At 72.0% G+C, this 20,378-nt stretch carries 11 protein-coding genes; 3 read left to right on the plus strand and 8 right to left on the minus strand.

Annotated elements, in window-relative coordinates; genetic code table 11:
• Positions 1-7 precede the first annotated feature (7 nt).
• Entirely contained in the window at positions 8-889 is an 882-nt protein-coding gene (locus ACH4VO_RS08135; protein WP_398440905.1) for a geranyl diphosphate 2-C-methyltransferase, read from the plus strand.
• A gap of 123 nt (positions 890-1,012) precedes the next feature.
• Here the strand turns inward: ACH4VO_RS08135 and ACH4VO_RS08140 are convergent, their stop codons facing one another.
• Positions 1,013-1,846 (minus strand): Rieske (2Fe-2S) protein, encoded by an 834-nt coding sequence (locus ACH4VO_RS08140; protein WP_360984625.1) that lies wholly within the window; start codon positions 1,844-1,846, stop codon positions 1,013-1,015.
• A gap of 389 nt (positions 1,847-2,235) precedes the next feature.
• On the opposite strand from ACH4VO_RS08140, the gene ACH4VO_RS08145 reads away from it, so the two are divergent.
• Positions 2,236-2,505, plus strand: a complete 270-nt coding sequence (locus tag ACH4VO_RS08145) for a GlsB/YeaQ/YmgE family stress response membrane protein (protein ID WP_329226415.1) — start codon at positions 2,236-2,238, stop codon at positions 2,503-2,505.
• A gap of 333 nt (positions 2,506-2,838) precedes the next feature.
• On the opposite strand, the gene ACH4VO_RS08150 is transcribed toward ACH4VO_RS08145, so the two are convergent.
• The 6 genes from ACH4VO_RS08150 to ACH4VO_RS08175 form a co-directional block, all read right to left on the minus strand.
• Positions 2,839-5,598 (minus strand): TIR domain-containing protein, encoded by a 2,760-nt coding sequence (locus ACH4VO_RS08150; protein WP_360984621.1) that lies wholly within the window; start codon positions 5,596-5,598, stop codon positions 2,839-2,841.
• Between the two features lie 38 nt (positions 5,599-5,636).
• The gene (locus ACH4VO_RS08155) at positions 5,637-6,107 is read right to left on the minus strand and encodes a hypothetical protein (protein WP_360984618.1); all 471 of its coding nucleotides are present in this window, start codon (positions 6,105-6,107) and stop codon (positions 5,637-5,639) included.
• 354 nt (positions 6,108-6,461) lie between these two features.
• On the minus strand, positions 6,462-7,145 hold the full coding sequence (locus ACH4VO_RS08160) for a hypothetical protein (protein ID WP_360984615.1): 684 nt from the start codon (positions 7,143-7,145) through the stop codon (positions 6,462-6,464).
• Positions 7,146-7,168: 23 nt separating this feature from the next.
• Positions 7,169-9,958: a TIR domain-containing protein gene (locus ACH4VO_RS08165; RefSeq protein ID WP_360984612.1), complete on the minus strand. Its 2,790-nt coding sequence runs from the start codon at positions 9,956-9,958 to the stop codon at positions 7,169-7,171.
• A 22-nt stretch (positions 9,959-9,980) separates the two neighbouring features.
• Entirely contained in the window at positions 9,981-10,763 is a 783-nt protein-coding gene (locus tag ACH4VO_RS08170; RefSeq protein ID WP_360984609.1) for a hypothetical protein, read from the minus strand.
• Between the two features lie 318 nt (positions 10,764-11,081).
• On the minus strand, positions 11,082-14,381 hold the full coding sequence (locus ACH4VO_RS08175) for a right-handed parallel beta-helix repeat-containing protein (RefSeq protein WP_360985060.1): 3,300 nt from the start codon (positions 14,379-14,381) through the stop codon (positions 11,082-11,084).
• A 215-nt stretch (positions 14,382-14,596) separates the two neighbouring features.
• Between ACH4VO_RS08175 and ACH4VO_RS08180 the strand changes: the two genes are divergently transcribed.
• Complete coding sequence (locus tag ACH4VO_RS08180) at positions 14,597-15,871, plus strand: S8 family serine peptidase (protein ID WP_360984607.1); 1,275 nt, start codon at positions 14,597-14,599, stop codon at positions 15,869-15,871.
• 363 nt (positions 15,872-16,234) lie between these two features.
• Here ACH4VO_RS08180 and eccCa read toward each other — a convergent pair whose 3' ends face one another.
• Positions 16,235-20,164 (minus strand): type VII secretion protein EccCa, encoded by a 3,930-nt coding sequence (gene eccCa, locus ACH4VO_RS08185; RefSeq protein ID WP_360984604.1) that lies wholly within the window; start codon positions 20,162-20,164, stop codon positions 16,235-16,237.
• Positions 20,165-20,378 lie beyond the last annotated feature (214 nt).

Consider the following 20,378-nt stretch of genomic DNA (forward strand, 5'->3'; position numbering starts at 1 on the left):
CTCTTCTGTGACCGACACCGAACTCACCGCCGCCCCCGCCTCCGTGCTCATCCCCCGCCCGGCGACGCCCTACCAGGCGGACATCGCCCGCTACTGGGACGGGGAGGCCAGGCCCGTGAACCTGCGTCTCGGCGATGTCGACGGCCTCTACCACCACCACTACGGCATCGGGGAGGTGGACCACGCCGCACTCGGCGGCACGGACGACCGTGTGAGCGAGCAGAAGCTGATCGCCGAGCTGCACCGACTGGAGTCGGCCCAGGCCGAGTTCCTCCTGGGGCATCTCGGTGACATCGGGCGCGACGACACCCTGGTGGACGCCGGCTGCGGCCGGGGTGGCTCGATGGTGATGGCGCACCAGCGCTTCGGATGCAAGGTGGAGGGAGTCACCCTGTCGGCCAAGCAGGCCGACTTCGCCAACGACCGTGCCCGCCGACTCGGCCTCCAGGACCACGTCCGGGCCCGGGTCTGCAACATGCTGGCCACGCCGCTCGGTACCGGGTCGGCCGCGGGCTCGTGGAACAACGAGTCGAGCATGTACGTCGACCTGCACGACCTCTTCGCCGAACACTCCCGCATCCTCGCGGTCGGGGGCCGCTACGTGACCATCACCGGCTGCTGGAACCCGCGGTACGGCCAGCCTTCGAAGTGGGTCTCGCAGATCAACGCGCACTTCGAGTGCAACATCCACTCGCGCCGGGAGTACCTGCGCGCCATGGCCGACAACCGCCTCGTACCGCAGGCCGTCGTCGACCTCACCCCCGACACGCTGCCCTACTGGGAGCTGCGGGCCACGTCCTCGCTGGTCACGGGGATCGAGGACGCGTTCATCAACGCGTACAAGGACGGGTCCTTCCAGTACGTCCTGATCGCGGCGGACCGCGTCTGACCTTCCGCCGTCCGTGCGCCGTGAGGTGGGGCGCGTGGCACACACGGTGCCGGCCGGTGGACCACGTACGCGTCCACCGGCCGGCACCAGGGCCGTCGGGCCGCGGCGACGCGTCGCGAACGATCAGTTCTCCCGCAGCCGTACCTCCGCACGTCCCGCGGTGATCCGGGTCTCGAAGGACGGCTGCGGTGCGGTGGCGGGACCCTGGACGTTCCAGCCGTCGGACAGGCGGAAGACGCTGCCGTGCCAGGGGCAGCGCACACACCCGTCGACGACCTCGCCCTCCGACAGCGGGCCGCCCTGGTGGCTGCAGGTGTCGGCGAGCACGTGTACCTGCTCGCCGCTCTCCCGTACCACGACCACGGGGAGGGAACCGACGTTCCGGCGCACGGCCGCGCCGACGGGGAGGTCCGCCACGGGGCCGATCTCGTGCCACCCGGGCTCCACCAGGTCGGGCACCGCTTCGGCGTGGTTGGCCCCCGACGCCTGCCGGTAGGCGAGGTGGCCACCGATCGCGCCGCCGACACCCACCGCCGACAGCCCCGCGAGTCCCAGGGCCTTGCCGAGTCCTGCTCGCCCGCGCACACGTGCGGCGAGTGAGGCGGCGTACAGGGCGACTCCCGTGATGTTCGCCGCCGCGTGCACGAGCCCCGGCCGCTGCTGCCGGGGCTTCAGCTCCGCCCAGTCGACCCAGCCCGCCACGGCTGCCGGGCCGGCCGTCGCGAGACCGACTCCGATCAGCGCGCCGGACGCCCGTCGCTGCCCGGGCAGGAGGTCCAGTACCGCGGAGGAGAGCCAGGCGCCCACCGGGAGCTGCACCATCAGCGGATGCACCGGGTGCCCCAGCCACCGGCCGTGCAACCCGTCCCGCAAGGGGCCGAGCGGCAGCGACTGGACTGTGCCCCGGACGGCGTCGATGACACCGTCGAGAGCGGTGGAGTGCTCCAGGCGGTCCATGGCCCGCAGCACTCTTCCGGGTCCCAGGCGCGACGGGAATCGGCGCCTCGCCGCTCGAAGCGGCGTGGCGTCCGGGGCGGGTCGGCCGAGTTCAGACATGTCACTCATGGGTGGCGGATATCCGATCGATAGAACGGGAAACGGCTTTGCGCGTGGCTTCTGTCCGCTGCCTGCGGGAACCGCATCTGTTCCACGCGTCTCCGGCACTCACCCCATGGTCCGGCGTCTTTCACGCCCGCGGCGCAACGACTCCCCGGGCACGACAGCCCGCGCCCGGCCGGCGCCACGCCCCTCCTCCGGACGAGATACGCGTCCCCATGTTTGAAAGTCCCGGCAGGGCGCAGACGGTCTTTGACACCGTTCTTATACGACCAGGTAGGAGAGGCATCATGGGCATCATTGCTTGGATCATCATCGGTTTGCTCGCGGGCCTCATCGCCAAGGCGCTGATGCCGGGCAAGGACCCGGGCGGCATCATCATCACGATGCTCATCGGCATCGCGGGCGGTCTGCTCGGCGGCTGGCTCGGCAAGGTCATTTTCGGCGTCGACTCGATCGACGGCTTCTTCGACCTCTCGACCTGGATCGCCGCCATCGTCGGCTCGCTCATCCTCCTTGTGCTGTACCGCGTCATCACGGGCAACCGCCGTCACGCCTGACCCGTACGCCCCAGCACGGAACGGCTCCGCCTCCCCTCGGCGGAGCCGTTCCGTGCTTCTCGCGTGCCGCGTCACCTCGGTGCGCGGCTGCGCCGTGCGGGCCGTCCCACTGTTCCGTTCCCGGGGACGTGCGGGCCGCCGGAACACGGGGGCCACCGCCGCGTTGTTCGCGCGAGACCGCCGTGGTGCTCGCGTGGGCCTCCTCCTCCCCTCGCGGGCGTTCCTCCGCAGCCCCCGCGCCCTGCGCCCTCCAGCGCCCGTCGCACGCGTCCCAGGGGCGGGGGACGTTCCCGCGGGCCGGAGCAGCGAGGAAGCGCCTTCCTCTGCACGCCCTCAGGGTTTCGGGCAGAGAGGGCGAGAAGCCGGGCCGGGCGGCACGTCGTCACGCCACCGCTCGGCGGTGAAGGCGCCCTTCGACCCTCTGCAGAGCGACCGCACCGGGTCAACCGTCGCTTCGACGTTCCACAGCCGGGCCGTGTCGTCCTTGTCCCAACTGATCACAGTTCTGCCGTCGGGCTCGAAGGCCAGGCCGGAGACCCCGGCGTCGTGCCCGTCGAGCGGATCGCCGATCTGACGCCGGGTGGCGACGTCCCAGAGCCTGACCGTGTGGTCCATGCTGCCGGACGCGAGCACGCGCCCGTCGGGGCTGAACACCACGGTGCTCACCCCGCTGCGATGGCCGGCCAGCGGATCCCCGATCTGCTGTCGTGTTGCCGTGTCCCACAGCCGGATGGTGGTGTCGCGGCTCGCGGTCGCGAGGGTCCTGCCGTCCCGGCTGAACGCCACGGACGTGATCTGCGCGGTGTGACCGGCCGGGGTTTCACCGATACGACGCTGTGTGGCAACGTCCCAGAGCACTACGGTGTCGTCCGCCGTACTGGTCGCAAGGGTACGGCCGTCGGGGCTGAACGCGACGTTCACAGACGCGACGTCGAGTGCTGTGCCGGTGCGGCGACGTGCCGTGAGATCCCATAGGTGTACCGAGCCCGGCTCGGCGACGGCGAGCGCCTTGCCGTCGGGGCTGAAAGCGAGCGCGAGGACGTCGCCGGTGTGGAGCAGTGGCTTGCCGAGGGGACGGCGGGCGGCGACGTCCCAGAGTCGTATCCGCCCGTTCGCGGCGATGGCGAGTACGGAACTGTCCGGACTGAAGGAAACGCTGTATATCAGCGCGTTCTCACCATGGGCCAGCGGGTCGCCGGTCCGGCGGTCTCCGGCGACGTCCCAGAAGCGCACGGTGTCATCGAAGTTCACGACAGCGAGGGTCCGGCCGTCCGGGCTGAGCGTCGTGCCCATGTGGTCACCGATGGCGATCGGTGACCCGACCTGCCGTTGGGTGCGGACGTCCCAGAGACGCACGGTGGTGTCGGCACTCGAACTGGCCAGGACCGAACCGTCCGGGCTGAAAGCGACGTCCCGTACCTCACCGGTGTGGCCGAGGAACGGCGCACCCACCGGGCTGCCTCGCAGCACGTCCCAGAGCTGCACGGTGCCGTCGGCGTGCCCGGCGGCGAGCACCGCGCCGTCAGGACTGAACGCCACCGACGCGACCCCGCTGGAGGCGGCCGCGAACGGCTTGCCGACCGGGGTGCGGTCGGCGACCTTCCAGAGCTGTACGCCGTCGCTGGACGTGGAGGCGAGAGTCCTCCCGTCAGGGCTGAAGACCACCGACGACGTGCCCCCGGTGGAAGCGGGAGCGAACGGTTTCCCGATCGGAGTGCGGTGGGCGGTGTCCCAGAGCTGTACACCGTCGCTGGACGCGGAGGCGAAAATCCTGCCGTCAGGGCTGAAACCCACTGCCGTGTCGTGGGCGCCGCCGCCGGCGAGTTCGCCGATCTGGCGGCGGGTCGCCACGTCCCATACCCGTAAGGACCCGGGGTCGCCGGTGGCTGCGACGAGCGTGGTGCCGTCAGGACTGTAGGCGAGCGAGCTGATCATCCCGGCCCGGGGGGTGAGCGGTGCACCGATCTGTGTGCGGCGGGCGACGTTCCAGAGCCGGACGGTGCCGTCGAAACTCGCGCTCGCCAGCGTCCTGCCACCCGGGCCGAAGGCCACCGCCGTCACGCCTCTGTTGTGCCCGAGGAGGGGCTGCCCCGCCGTCCGCTGTTCCGCCGTGTTCCAGATCCGCACGACACCGTCGCCACCGCCGGAAGCGACCGTCCTGCCGTCAGGACCGAAAGCCACCGAGCGCACGGGCCAGGTGTGGGGAAGCAGGCCGGATCCGGGATTGACCGCGGCGTTGAGCACCGCGAGGCGAGTGTCCGGAGAGGGGTCGATACGCCATGCCGCCAGCGCCTTCACCCGGGAGCCGAACGGGTCCCGGGTCCCGAGTTGGGAACTCTCGGTGATCAGTTGTTGCGCGACAGCGTGATCACGCTGGCGATCGGCTTCGGCACGCGCGAGCACCGCGATCACCGACACCGTGCTCGCGATCAGGAACAGCAGGCCCAGAACGGCCGCGATGATCTTGGCTGTCCGCAGGTTCCGTCTGGTGTCGCGGAGACCTTCCGACCTGAGCTCGTCCTCGGAAAGGCCGCGGACGACGGACGCGATGCCGATCGCGACGGCGTCGACGGCGGGCGAGGCACCCTTGCCGTCCGCGTCGAGGCAGCGAAGGTCCACGGTCTTCCAGACCGGTTGCTGATCGAATGTCCCTGACAACGCGGCGGGCAGCGCCGTGGACAGTTCCGGATCCCAGTCGCCCCGCCGCTCGTCCCACACGAGCTGTCCGGCGGTGACGACGAGCAGGATGGTCTGTGCCGCCTTGTGGTGCAGCCACCACGTGATCTCCCGGTCGACCCATGCGGAGGCCCTCGACTCCGGCGAGGCGAGGACCACGAGCCAGTCGGAGCGGGCAAGACCGGCTTCGATCTTGCCCCAGAGCTGCGGCCCGATCGACACGCCGCTGTCGTCGAGGAATACCTTGATGCGCGGCGGCTTGTACCAGGGGCGGGACTGCGTCTCGATCACACGCCGCAGATGCGGCAGCCATGACCGGTCGCGGTCACCGCTGTAGGAGAGGAAGACGCCGTACCCGAGTTCGGTTCTGACGCGTCTGCGGTTGACCAGGAGGAACCGCAGCCTTGCGAACGCCATGGGAAGCCTCCCCACCCGGCGCGGACGCGTCGTCCGCATCATTCGGCCTGCAGGTAGTCGCGTCCGTTCCACCGCAAGGTCATCTTCGCGATGACGCCTTCGACGCAACTCGGCACACACGTGTTCTCCGAACTGATGATGGTGTATCGGCCGTCTTCGCCGGGACCGGCGAGCCGTGCGTTGTAATAGGCGAATCTCCCGCCCACGTAGTGAGTTGTCGTGTCGCTCCAGCCGACGTCCTTGAATCCGTCCGTGTCGGGGACGAGGACCAGTACTCCGTCGTAGCGCCCGGGATTGTAGATCACGAAGGTGTTCTCGGTGGCATCGGTCGCGGGCTGGGCGAAGTGCAGGGAGTCCTCGTAGATGTCCACGTCGGTGGTCGCCAGCGTGCGACCGCTGCCGGTGAGGGCCGCGACGCACCCGGGGGCCTCAGCGGAGGACGACCGCCGGACCAGGTAGACGCGGACCGCCCCCAGATGGGGATGCCGGATGTCCCGGTGATCGAGCACCTTGCCGGTACACCGCGCGGCAGCCGGCGGGCTCGCCGGAAACGAAGCGGGCGAAGGCGCCGCCCGTTCTGTGCCGCCTCCTCCGTCGCACCCGCCGGCCACCACCATCGCCAGAGCGGAGACCAGCAGCGCCGTACGAGCCACCGCCGATCCGGCGAGGCGCCAGAAGGACTGTCGACGCGCGCACACGGTTTGTCGGGGAAACATGGCATTCCTCCTGTGGTGAGTGGGCCCGTGGATCGGGTCACCGAGCAGATGCGCGGCAGGAAGCTCTCGTGCAGGGCGCTCACGTACGCGCGCCCCCGCCCGGGGAGCGAGCGGAGCTCCGATGACGGGAGAAGGGCTGACGCACCGTCACGACGTGATGCGGGGGTCGCCGGGTGTCAGCTGGCGACCGACCTGGGTCCACACGGTGGTGGCGTCGCCGCCGGGACAGCAGTGCGCGTCCCCGGTGCGGTAGAACTTCTCCCGCACGGTGATCCGGCCCGGTGCGAACTCCACACCCACGAGGGCGGTGCCGTAGGACGAACTCTTCTGCTGCGGGGTGATCGTGCCGACGACGGCGAGATTCCCGCCCGCGTGACCGAACACCGCGTAACCGACGGCGATCCCCTGGTTCTGGGTGCGCCCACCGTCGTCGCATGCGAGGTAGATGGCAGCCTCGTCGCGTGTGTCGCCGACGGAGTCGCCGTAGTACGCGCTCCGCCCGCGCATGACGCGCACCGGCCCCCACGTCCGGGACGTGGCCGTGGCCTCGCCCGCGGCGTCGAGTCGGACGAGTCCGGGCACGTCGCAGAAGGCGCCCGGGACGGGGACGTGGGCCCAGTCCGTGTCGCGCAGGTCCGCCGGTGCGGGTCCGATGACCGCCGGGCCCGTCATCGACGTGATCGTGGGGGACGGGACGGGCGCCGGGTCGGCCGGCGCCCGGGACGCACGCTCGACGGGCGGCGCCGGACGGGGCGAGTCGCACGCACCGGTCATCAGGACCAGAGCCAGCAGCGCGGGGAGTGTGGCGATACGGTGCAGGCCGGTTGGCACGATGTCCTCCTGTCTCGTGCGCCTCAGGCGCAGGGGGGGTCGTAGGGCCGATCGGGGAGGTACTGGGACCACTGGTCGGGGGTGATCCGGGGAGACTCCGCACACAGCCGCTGGAGGATGGCCTTCCGGTCGACCGTCCACAGCCGCGTGCCCAGCTCACCGGCGGCCGCGAGGAGACGTCCGTCAGGGCTGAAGCCCAGAGTCGCGAAGGGGTAGAGGCCACCGCCGCTGAGGGAGGTCACCTCCAGCGGGTGGCCGGGGTCGGCGATGTCCCAGAGGCGGATGAGTCCCTCCACACCCGCGGTGGCGGCGAGCGTGCCACCGGGGTGAACGGCGAGGCCCCTGATGGCGTCGGAATGCCGGTCGGAGGTCCCCTTGAGCTTCGGTCGCCCGGGGCGCGAGACGTCCCACGTGGCCAGGGCTCCCGAGCCGTCGCCGACGAGCAAGGTGCGCCCGTGCGGGCTGAAGGCCAGGGCGGTGGCCTTTCCCCTCCCCGTTCCGATGGTCCCCGAGGGCTGGGGGCGGGTGCCCGGTGCGACCTGCCAGAGCTGAACAGTGCCCTTGCCGGTTCGTGCGGCGAGCAGGGCGCCGTCCGGGCTGAAGGCGAGTGCCTGGTCTTCGGTGACGACTCCGTCGAGTGTGCCGAGTACCTTGTGCCGCCTCCGCTCACTGACGTCCCACAGCCGCACCGGGCGTCCGAACTCACCTCCTGCGGCCAGCAAGGGAAGGGCGGGGTTGACGCTGATGCTCTGGGTGCCGCCCGGGCGACCCACCTCAGGGGTCAGGCGGCGCGGATGCGCCGCATCGGCCATGTCCCAGGCCGCCATCGGCAGGCCGGTGAACAAAGTACGGCCTTCCGGGCCGAAAGCCGCGGCCTGTCCCTGGGAGTCGTACGTCTCGACGGTGGACATGAGACGTGGTGCCTCCTCACCGCCCACCTTCCACACCGTGGTGGGCTCACCCCCGGTGGCCAGTAACACGCTGTCGGGGCTGAAGGAGGGCGGGAAGGTTCCATGGGTCGGGAGGGTGGTGAGTACGGAGGACCGTTCACTGCCCGCCACGGCCCACAGACGGACCGTGGTGTCTTCGGGCCCGCTGTCGTCAATCCCCCGTGGGGTTCCGGCGGCAGAGGCCAGGGTCTGCCCGTCCGGGCTGAAGGCGAGGCCGCCTACGGTCGATGTGTGGCCGGTCAGCCGGGCACCGGAACGTGGCCGGAGCGGATCGGCGACATCCCACAGTTCGACCGAACCGTCGCTGTGACCGGTGGCCAGTGTGTGCCCGTCCGGGGAGAAGCACACCGTGTCGACTCCGTCACGGCTCCGGGTGAAGAGTTCCGGCCGCGGGGAAGGCCGGGAGGGATCCGCGATGTCCCACACCCGCACCCGGTTGTCTCCGCCGCCGGCGGCCAGCATCCGGCCGTTCGGGCTGAACGCCACGTTGTTCGCCAGGCTGAAGTACACGTGGGCCGGTGCGTCGACTGTCGAGAGGTGGCTCAGCCGAGCGGTCCCGGAAAGGCGCCACACCTTCAGGCTCGCCTCTTCGGGCTCGTCCGTGACGATCAGATCGCCCTGAGGACTTACCGCCACCGCGGCATCCGGAAGCTCTCCGACAGGGCTCGGATGCGCCGGTTCCCGAAGGTCGAAGACGGCGCCACCCGTCTCCGCGATCACGATCAGCCTTCCGTCCGTGGTGAACACCAGGGCCTCCGTCGAACCGGACCCGGTGTCTGCCACCGACAGAAGCGCGGGGCGTCCACCGGCCCGCACATCCAGCAGCTGCACTGTTCCGCCGGGGCTCCGGGTGGCCAGCAATCGTCCGTCGGGGCTGAAGGCCACCGCGTCGGCAGGGCTGTCCAGGGCGAGAGTGGCAGAGAGGCGCAAGGGATCCGGCAGGAACAACCGGAGGCTTTCGTCGGTCACTGCCAGCAGCCCCTGGCTGCTGTACGCGGAGGCGCGCACGGACCCGCGTCCCCGGATGAGTCGGGGCAGGGAGGAGCTTTCGACGAGCGCCCCCACGGCTTCGGCTGTGGGGGCGAGCCGATAGGCCTGGACCAGCAGTTGGCTCGCGAGTCCGGGCTGGGCGTCCCGGATCGACGACGCTTCCGCGACGAGTTGCCGGGACTGGGCCAGGAGGGTCTGCGCGCGTGCGCTGTTGCGCTGGCTGTTGGCCGTGATCCCGCCGGCCACGGCGATGAGCAGCAGCAGGGCGAGTACGCCGACGGTCGCCTTGACCCAGCGGATGGTGCGGCGGTGCTGGCGCACGTGGTCACCGATGAGCTCGTCCTTGGACCTGCCGGTGAGTGGGGCGATGAACTCCGCCACGCATTCGAGCAGCCGGGGATCCGCCGAACTGGTCTGATCCGAGCTGCGTAACCAGCGCAGGTCCACCCAGCGGGGCTCCTCGGCGAACGCCCCGGCTGTCTCCTCCCGGGGGAGGGCGTCGGTCCGTGACCAGTCGAACGACGCCCGGGCGCCGTCCCAGGCGAGCGTGCCGTCCGTCAGGGCGATGAGCACGGTGTCCGCCGACCGGTGGGTGAGCCACCAGCGGATCTCCTTCCGCACCCAGGGGGACGCGGCGGCGGGCGGGCTGGCCATCACCACCAGCCACCGGGACCGGGAGAGCCCGCGTTCGATCTCGCTCCACAGATGGGGGCTGGCCGCCAGGTTGGTCTCGTCCCGGAACAGCTTCAGGTTGCGCGGCCGGTACCAGGGCCGGTCGAAGGACTGCAGCTGGTTGTGGAAGGCCTTCGCGATGTCCTTGTCCCAGGCGTGGCTGTACGAGATGAACGCGTCGTAGTCGGGCTGCCCACTCACCCCGGTCCCCATGACGCGGTGGTCAGCGCCGTGTCTGCGCGCTGCCTGCCGCGCGCCCGGCGCCGCCGTCGCGCCCGTCGTCGGGGGTGCGGGGGGCGGGGACGGCTCCGATCAGCGTCTCGGCCTCCCGCACCCCGGCCAGGCGGGCGAAGCCGACGGCGTAGTCGTGGATCTCGCGTTGCACCTCCCGCAGGGCGGCGCGGCAGGCGGCGTTCTCCGGCCAGTCGGATTCCTGGCTGTCGGGCCGGCCCCTCTCGAATTCCTGGAGGCGCGGGTGCCACTGGGACAGGAACGGCCTGAGCGCCTGGTTGAGCATGGTGATCGCCAGGTACTCCACCGTCTGTCCTCCCGGGATCGCGGCGGAGGGGCGGCTGGCCTTGAGCGTCTCGCGCGTCGTGGCGAAGAGCCCGTACATCGACGTGAGCGCCTCCCGGACCACACCCTGGTCACTGGCGAGCGGCTGGGTGGACACCCGCGTCACGGTCTCGACGAACATCTGCCAGGCCACCTGACGGGAGTCGTTGTTGACGGCGAAGGTCAGCTCGCTCAACTGCGGGACCGTGACCTTCACTTCGGTGAGGCGAGCGGTGCGCTGGTACCAGTGGACGACGAGCACCGCTGCCGCGCCCGCGACGCCACCCGTGATGGCGAACAGGCTGCGGCTCGTCACCTGGGTGAGACTGAAGACCGCCAGTCCCGTGAGCGTGCCGACGACCATCGCACCCAGCAGCCGCAGCGCCATGCCGTTCACGATCCTGCGGCCCTGGATCCGCCCGCCGCCGGGCCGCACCGCCTGTGCGCTCATCCGCTCCCCCACCAGTCTCCCGGTCCACCGTGTGACACGCCTCCCGGCCGGTCCGCCGGTCCCCACGAACATAGCGTCATCGGCCCGGACTCGGAGGCAGAACGGGCTTACCGGCCCGGGAGTTGATCTCCCCTGCGGCGGCGCCCTCGGGAGAGGGGGAGGCGCGGGGCAACGTGAGGCCCGGAGTACGAACCGGCCCTCGGTCCGGGAAGGTCTACGTGGGCTACCTCGGTCCGCACCGGCGCACACCACCGCCCCTCCGAGGTCTCCAGCACCTGTACCGGCCCGTCCAGGCACGCGTGCCCGGGACCGTTCTCCTCAGCGCGGGACGAGGTCCTCGGGCAGGAGCAGCCGCAGGTCGTCCAGGCTGGGCACCGCGACGTCGTTCAGCCGTCCCGCCTGCCGGGTCATCATCTGCTCCAGCGTCTGCCGGGCCAGGCGGGCGTTGCCGAACGTCTCCCCCCTGGGGAGGGACGCGAAGTGGGCCCGCAGTGCGTCGGCCGTGCCGGGTGCGCACTCGTAGCCGTTGTCGGCCGCGTGCAGGGAGACGATCGTGACCAGTTCGTCCGAGGAGTAGTCGGGGAACTCGATGCGCCGCGGGAAGCGTGATTCGAGACCCGGGTTGGAGCCCAGGAACCGGTTCATCTCCGCGGTGTAGCCCGCGGCGATCACCACCACCTCGTCGCGGTGGTCCTCCATCAGCTTCAGCAGCGTGTCGACGGCCTCCTGCCCGTAGTCCGCCGAGCCGGGGCCCGAGCGTGGCGTCAGGGTGTAGGCCTCGTCGATGAACAACACCCCGCCCAGGGCCCGCTGGAACGCCTCGCGGGTCAACTGCGCGGTGTGTCCGACGTAGCGGCCCACCAGGTCCGCGCGGGAGACCTCGACGAGTTGGCCGCGCGGCAGTACGCCGAGGGAGGCCAGCAGTTCGCCGTAGAGCCGGGCCACGGTGGTCTTGCCGGTGCCGGGCGGGCCGGCGAAGACCATGTGGTTGCTGATCCGGGGCGCGGGCAGGCCGGCCGCCTTCCTCCGGCGCGCGGCGGCGAGCAGGCTGACGAGGTCGCTCACCTCACGCTTGACCGACGCGAGGCCCACCAGGGACTCCAGTCTGAGCAGCGGGTCGTCGTCCTGGCCGTCCGCCGGCGCGCCGGCGGACGGCTCGCCCACGTCGTCCGCGGTGAGCACGGCCAGCTGCCGCTCGCCGGCCTCCGGCAGGGCGGCCAGCCGGGACGCCTGCCGGTCCACCATCTCCTCGAAGACCTTGCGGGCGGTACGCCCGTTGCCGAAGCCGGCGTCGCGGGGAATCTGCTCGAAGCGGGTGAGCAGCGCGGTCCGTGCGGCCGGGTCCAGCTCGTAGCGGTGGCCCGTGCACATCCGCTCCACGATCGTGACCAGTTCCTCCGAGGTGTAGTCGGCGAACTCGACACTGCGGGTGAAACGCGAGGCGAGACCCGGATTGGACGCCAGGAAGTCCGTCATCTCCTTGGGATAACCGGCCGCCACCACCACCACGTCCTCGCGGTGGTCCTCCATCAGCTTGACCAGGGTGTCGATCGCCTCGCGCCCGAAGTCGGCGCCGTTGCCGCCGCTGTCGGAGAGCAGGGTGTACGCCTCGTCGACGAACAGCACGCCGCCCAGCGCCCGGGTGAAGGCCTCGGTGGTCTTGATGGCCGTCCCGCCGATGATCTGGGCCACCAGGTCCGCGCGCGACACCTCCACCAGGTGCCCGGAGCGCAGCACGCCGAGCGAGGCGAGGATGGAGCCGTACAGCCGGGCGACGGTCGTCTTGCCGGTTCCGGGTGGGCCCGCGAAGACCAGGTGACGGCTCATCGGCGGAGCGGGCATTCCGATGCTCGCCCTGCGCTGGGCCATGCGGTTGAGGTTGATCAGCGTCAGTACCTGCTGTTTGACCTCGTCGAGGCCGATCAGTGACTCGAGTTCGGCCACCGGGCCCGTACCGGAGCGGGGGTCGGCCGCCGCCGGGGGCGCTCCGCCGGGCAGCCGCCCCTCGCCCGCCGCCTTCGCCTCCTCGGCGGTACCCCAGGCGTCCGGGGCGCCGTTGTCCGCGCTGACCAGCCCCTGGACGGCGAGCCGGTCGCCGGGCACCGTCTGGCGCACTCCACTGCCCCGGTTGGCGCGGACGGTGCAGTCGGCCAGCGACACGGCGTCGCCGCCCTCCACCCGTATGCCGTCGGCGCCGGAAGCCGTCACCTCGCAGCCGCTGAGGGAGGCGCGGGCGCCCGCGGCCACCAGTACGCCGCACTCGGTGGCGCCGGTCAGCACGGCGCGTACGGCCGCCAGGTCGCCCTCGGCCTCGATGTGGATCCCCGCCTTGCCGGACTCCTCCACCTCGGTGTCCCGCAGAGTGAGCGTGCCGAGCGCCCCGACGTGGATTCCGGATCCGGCGGAGGAGCGCAGGCGGCTCTTGCCCAGGAACACGTTGCCGTGGCCCGAGACATGGACCGCCGAGCCACCCGACCGCTCGACGACGCACTCCTCCAGCCGTCCCCTGCCGTCCTTGACGACCTCCACGCCGTGCGCTCCCGCCCCGGTGACCGCAGCGCGCAGCAGCAGGGGATTGGCGCCGCTGCGGATGAGGATTCCGGACCCGCCGCTGTCGCACACCTCGAGGCGGTCGAACTCGGCGGACGAGTCCTCGTCGAGCAGCACGCCTGTCTCCTTCGCGTCCTGGACGACGGTGTCCGTCAGCGTCGGCGAGGAGAAACCGGTGATGCGTACGGCGGCTTCCCCGGCGGTGGCGAACGCGCACCCCTCGAACGTGCCGCGGCTGCGCTCGGCCACCAACAGGCCGTGCCCGCCCGTCCGTTCCGTGGTGCACCGTGTCAGCGTCGGCGAACTGCCGCCGCCGAGGACGAACCCGTGACCGGTGGTGTCGCTCACGGCGACGTCCTCCAGGACGACCGGTCCGGTGCTGTTCACGAACACGCCGACGGCGGCCTTGCGGACGGTGCCGCGCACCATTCTCACCGAGCTCTCCTCCTCGACGGCGACGCCCGGCTTGCCGGTCGCCGATATGGCGCACTCCTCCAGGAGGACGTGCGCCTGCCCGTTGGTGAGGACGCCGTTGCCCTGGGTGTCCCTGAGCCGGCTGGAGCGTGCGGTGATCCTGCCGCGTTCGCCGGCCACCACGGCGGATGTGCCGAGGTGTTCGACGACGCACTTCTCGAGGAAGCTCTCGGCCGTCGAGGTGGACACCACACCGGCGCCCGCCGGGTTGCTGATCCGGCACTGCCGCAGCACCAGCGCTCCGCCCTCCCGCGCGAAGAGCGCCGCCCAGGACGCGCCGTGGATGTCGCAACGGTCCATCGCGAGCTCGCCGCGCGGCGCGTCGACCACGGGCAGTTCGTCGTCGTGCCCGCGCAGCACGAGGTCCCTGACCATCACCGCGTCCCCGGTGAGCGTCAGCGCCGTCCCGCGCCGGGGCGCCAGTTCGACCGTTCCCGTGCCCTCGGAGGCGATCAGGGTGATCGCCGCCGAGATCGTCAGACGCTCCTCGTACCGTCCCGGGGCGATACTGACGACCGCTCCGGCGCGGGCCCGCGCCACGGCCTCCCCGACGGTGCGATGGTCGCCCGTCCCGTCGGCGGCGACGATGAGCATCTGGCGTGACACGTTCTGACCTCCCGGACCCCCTGCGCCGTGGGTACGGGGCGGAGACGCGCGACATGTGGGCGAGGGGAAACTACTGGGCTCATCATGCCTGTTGCCGCAGGTCGCCCGCCATGGTGGTCGTGGTGTTCCGGCACCGTCGGCGTCCGGCCGTCAGGGGCCGGGGGCCGGTGCCGGCGGCCCGGTGGCGTCGATAGCATCGGCGCATGCGATCTTCGAGGTCCCCGGTGTCCTTCGCCCTCGGACCGGCGGTACTGGCCGCCCTGCTCCTGATACCCGGCGCCGCGGCCCCCGCGGGGGCCGCGGGCGGCACGGACAGCCCCTCGTTGCCGGGGATGCGTGCCACGGTCGCCGACGGCCGCCCGTGCACTGCGGCGTCCGCCAAGAAGTCGGCCCGGGTTCCCTGGGCGCAGAGCTTCCTGGGGATCGAGAGGGCCTGGGAGCTCACCCGGGGTGCGGGGGTGAAGGTCGCCGTCGTCAGCACCGGTGCGGATCTGCGCCGGGTGCCGGCGCTGGAGGGGCGGGTCGCCGGTGGTCCGGACACGGTGGCCGGCGGCACGGTGCGGGACGACTGCGTGGGATACGGCACGTTCCTCGCCGGGATCGTCGCGGGCAGGCAGCAGCAGGGGCTGCGCGCGGCCGGGGTCGCCCCGGAGGCCGAGGTCATCGCGGTCCGGGCCACCGACCGGCAGGGCGCGACCACACCCGAGGCGCTGGCCGAGGGTATCCGGGCGGCCACCGCGTCGGGGGCACGGATCATCCACGCGGCCCTGGCCGTCCCCTCCGCGCCGCAGCCCTTGAAGGACGCCGTACTCGCCGCGCAGAAGGCCGGTGCGCTCGTGGTGGCGCCCGCCTCGGCGCGCGAGTGGGAGGGCGGGACGGGCGCGGCGCAGGCGGAGAACGGGCCCGCCTACCCGGCGGCGCTGCCCGGAGTCCTCGCCGTCTCCTCGGTGGGGCCGGGCGGTGAGCCGGAAGTGCCGGGCACGGAGAAGGGGCGGCGCTCACAGCCGGCGCTCGGCGCTCCCGGGGTGTCGGTGACGGGGCCGGGGCCGGGCGGCGGCGGGCAGTTCACCGGCCGCGGCGACGCGGTGGCCGGCGCCTTCGTGGCCGGTACGGCGGCCCTGGTCCTCTCCTACCACCCGCGGCTGACGGCCGAGCAGGTCGCGCACCGGCTGGAGGCCACCGCCTACGGGGCCGTGGGCGACACGCCGGACCCCGGGGTGGGGCGGGGGATCGTCGATCCGGTGCGGGCACTCTCCGCCGTACTTCCCGAGGAACGCGCGCAGGCCCCGTCCGGGACGCGCGGGGCCTCGGCCCCGGCCGTGCCGCCGCTCGACCCGCCGAAGGCACGTGACCAGGCGCTGGCGGTGGCGGGCGGGGCGGTCGGGGTCACCCTGCTCGTCGCCTTCCTCGCGTTCGTGCTGCCCCGGGGGCGCCGCCGGGGATGGCGGGCCGGGCGGGCGGCCGCGGAGGTGGGGTGATCTCCCTGCCGTGACCGCGGGCCAGGGCGCATGCGCGTTGACCCGTCGCATGCGCGTCCGGTGCCCCTGGCCCGCTCCCCCGGTTGCCCCGACGACTCTCGCCGCGGACACCTGCGACGTGCGGCCGGTGGCCGGGAGCGGGCGTCGCGGTCCTTCCCACCGGGGCCGCGCGCGGCGCGCGGAGGCCGAGCCGGGGAAGCCGCCGGGCCGCGCGCGGACCGGTCATGACGCGGTCCGCGCTCAGCCGCCCCCGCCCGGCGGGTCCGGGCGGGGGCGGCTGAGCGGGGCGGCTGAGCGGGGCGGCTGAGCGGGGCGGCTGGGCGGCTGAGCGGGGCCGGGGGCAGGCGCCCCGGCCACCCGCGCCTACGCGTCGCCCGCCGGTTCGGACAGCAGCGGGGTCTGCACCTGCACCACACCCCGGCGCGTGATCAGCTGCGCCCGTCCGGGCGGGAGTTGCTTGGGCTTGGTGTCATTGAACAGGTACCCCTCCGAGGGCGGGCAGGAGAGCAGCGCGGCGGGCGTGTTGACCTCGATCAGCCAGCGCAGCAGCGAGTCGTTCATCGCGCGGGCCGCGCCGTTGGCGCTGCGGGCCACGATCAGGTGCAGACCGATCTCCGCGCCTTGGGCGAGGTAGTCGAGCAGCGGCCCGAAATGGTTGCTCATGGTGCCGCTGGACACCATGTCGTAGTCGTCCACGACGAGGAAGACCCGCGGGCCGCTCCACCAGTCCCGCCGCTTCAGCCGGGCGGGCGAGATGTCGGCGCCGGGCAGACGTTCCTTCATGGCCCGGGCGACGCCGTCCACCGCCTGCTTGAGCAGGTCGACGGAGACCGCGTACCCCAGCCGGTGCGACTCGGGGACGCTCTCCAGCAGTCCGCGGCGGTAGTCGATCAGCAGGATCCGCGCCTCGGCGGGGGTGTAGCGGTCGGTGATCGCCCGGCAGACCGTGCGCAGCAGGTTGGTCTTCCCGGTCTCCGCGTCGCCCACCACGACCAGGTGCGCGGTCTGGGCGAAGTCGTGCCACAGGACGTCGAGGTGGTTCCCCTCCAGGCCCAGCGGCAGGCGCAGATCGCCGTCCGGGCCGACCTCGGCGTCGGGGAGCTCGGCGGGCTCCAGGACCGAGGGCAGGGTACGGACCGCGGGCGCGGGCGGGCCCTGCCAGTGCGCGGTCACCCGCGCCACCGCGTCGGCGACACCCGCCGCGAGGTCCGCCGCGCTCTCCCCGCCGTCCAGCCGGGGCAGGGCGGTGAGGAAGTGGTGCTTGGTCTCGGTCATGCCGCGGCCCGGCGACTTGGGGATGGTCGCGGCGGACCGCATGTTGATCATGGAGTCCATGCTGTCGCCGAGCCGCAGCTCGAAGCGGGTGCCGAGCTGGTCCCGCAGCGCGGTGGGGATCTCCGACCAGCGGCTCGCCGCCAGGATGAGGTGCACCCCGTAGTTGAGGCCCCGCGCCGCCAGCGCCGTGAAGGTGTCCATGAGGTCCATGAAGTCCTGGCGGATCGTGCCCCAGCCGTCGACGACGAGGAACACGTCGCCGTACGGTTCGTCCGCCAGCTCACCGGCGGTCCGGCGGGCGCGCAGCGTCGCCATGGAGTCGATGCCCAGCTCGGCGAACTGCTTCTCGCGCCTGGCCACCAGCGACTGCACCTCGGCCAGGGTGCGTTGCACCCGCTCCAGGTCCAGCCGGCCCGTCACCCCGCCCACGTGCGGCAGGCCGCGGAGTGCGCCGAGCGAGCCGCCGCCGAAGTCCAGGCAGTAGAACTGGACTTCACGGGGGGTGTGGGTGAGCGCCAGCGACATGATGAGGTCGCGTACGAGGGTGGACTTGCCGCTCTGCGGGCCGCCGGCGATGCCGACGTGCCCGCCCGCGCCGGACAACTCGGCGATCAGGGGTTCGCGGGTCTGGTCGAAGGGCCGGTCGATGACGCCCACGGGAACCGTCAGCGTGCCGTGCAGACCGGGGTCGAGGGTGGTGAGGCCCCGCTCGGCGTGCGGCGCCACGCCCATCAGCAGGACGTCCAGCGGGAGCGGGCTGTCCAGCGGCGGCAGCCAGACCTGGTGCGCGGGCCTGCCGCCCTCCCGCATGCGGGTCACGGCCAGCGCGAGCAGGGTCTCCTCGCTCGCCTCCTCCGCCACCGGCTGCGGCTCCGGGTCGGGCGCGGGGAGCCGGGGCGCGGTCCACTCCGTGCGGTAGGGGACGACCTGGCCGGCGACGGCCGACGGGCCGACCCTGCGGACGCCCTGGTACGGACCGGAGACGTAGGCCGCCTTGAAGCGGACCAGGGTCCCGGTGTCCTTCTTCAGAATGGCGCTGCCGGGTACCGAGGGCAGTTGGTAGGCGTCCGGCACACCGAGAACGCCGCGGCTCTCCATCGAGGAGAACGTGCGCAGGGCGATCCGGTACGACAGGTGGGACTCCAGCTGGGTCATCCGGCCTTCGTCCAGCCGCTGCGAGGCGAGCAGCAGGTGTACGCCGAGGCTGCGGCCCAGCCGCCCCACCATCACGAACAGATCCATGAAGTCGCGGTGTGCGGAGAGCAGTTCGCTGAACTCGTCGACCACCACGAAGAGCGTCGGCAGCGGTTCCAGATCGGCCCCCGCCGCCCGCGCCGTCTCGTACTCGTACGCCGACGTGTAGTTCCCCGCACCGCGCAGCAGCTCCTGGCGGCGCATCAGTTCGCCGTGCAGGGCGTCCTGCATGCGGTCCACGAGGGAGGACTCGTCGGCGAGGTTGGTGATCACGGCGGAGGTGTGCGGCAGGTCCTCCAGGCCGAGGAACGTGGCGCCACCCTTGAAGTCGACCAGGACGAAGTTCAGCTTCTCCGAGGTGTGGGTGAGCGCGAGCGCCAGGACCAGGGTCCGCAGCAACTCGGACTTGCCGGAACCGGTCGCGCCGATCAGCACGCCGTGCGGGCCCATGCCGCCCTGGGCGGCCTCCTTGATGTCCAGTTCGACCGGGGTGCCGTCGCCGGTGAGACCCAGCGGCACCCGGAGCCTGGCGCGCTCGCTGCGTTCGGCGCGCACGGCGTCGAGATCGACGGTGTGCAGGTCGGGCAGGCCGAGCAGGGTGGTCAGCTGCACGTCCGTGGTGAGCGCCTCGCCGTTGTCCGTGGTGCCGCCCATCCGGTAGGGGGACATCAGGGTGGCCAGGGCCTTGGCCCGCCGGGGACCCAGCGCGTCGGGCCTGCCGAGCACGGACGTGGTCTCCTTGCCCGACCGGTCGGTGCCGACCAGTTCCAGGCGCCGCTCGGTGATCCGCAGGCGCAGGGTGTGGCGGGACGGGCGCCAGGGCAGGGAGCCGGACACGTCCAGCGTCACCGTGTTGCGGTAGCCGTCGGTGGCCAGCCGGGAGTCGGTGGGTGTCCGGGCGCTGTCCAGAACCACGAGACAGTAGGGCTCCTCGGCGCTGGGAACGGCGTCCGTCTCGAACGCGGGCCGCCCGGTCAGTTCGTCACCGAGCAGTGTCTCCAGGCCGAGGACCGAGTCGGTGACCAGCCGCACGGGCCCGCCACCGTCGACGTCCGTCGGATGCTGGTTGTGCGGCAGCCACTTCACCCACTCCCAGGCGTCCCGGCGGTCATGGTCCGCCAGCACGACGATCCACAGGTCCTGGGGCGCGTGGAACACGCTCAGCTGGGCCAGCACGGCGCGCACCATCGCCCGTGCGGCCTCCTCGTCGGCGGACCGGAGCAGGACGCGCGCGTAGGTCCGCAGATAGAGCGCGACCGGCTGGTCGGGCACGGTGCCGTACGCCTTGATGAAGCGCCGCAGGGCGTGCGCGGACAGCGGTTCCAGGTCCTCCACCGGCTTGGTGCTCAGCGGTGACAGCTTCGTCCCCAACTGCTGCTCCCCCACCGCGATCCGCACCTCGGCGTAGTCCGCGTGCGCCGCCCGCCGCTCCCACAGCCTGGCCGTGGGCACCAGGCTCCACAGCGACGCCGGGTCCGGGTGCGACCACGCCTGCGCCTCCCGCTGCTGGTTGATCACCTTGCGTATGCGCCGGCGGCTGATCGACAGGTACCGCATGTAGTCGCGCCGCTCTCCGAGCAGTGCCCGCTTGCGGTCCCCGGACGCCCGGACGATCTGCGAGACCAGCATGCCGACGGCCGACAGTGCCATCAGACCGATGGCGACGTACATCATGGGGCCGCCGCCACTGCCGGGCCGCAGGAAGATGAGCACCATGCCGAGCGAGCTGAGCGCCATCGGCATGTACGTGATCATGTTGCCCATGGCGCTCTGCGTCTCCGGCACCGTGGGCGGCTCCTGGAGGCTCAGTTCGCCATGAGGCATCTCGGGTCCAAGACGCCGGGGAGGCCTCTTGAAGAGCACCACGCTCAAAGGGGATCGCCTTCCTGAGGGTGCCGGCGGTTGCCGTGACGCGTCTTTCGGATGACAGGACGCGAAACGCCGGCGGTACGGCCGACGGTGCGGGAGTGCAGGCCGGGCGGTGGACGGAACGGGTCAGTCGATCTTGACCGAACCCCGCAACGTACAGACTGCACGC

The sequence above is a fragment of the Streptomyces sp. NPDC020780 genome, from assembly GCF_044334475.1.
In the GTDB taxonomy this organism is placed as follows: domain Bacteria; phylum Actinomycetota; class Actinomycetes; order Streptomycetales; family Streptomycetaceae; genus Streptomyces.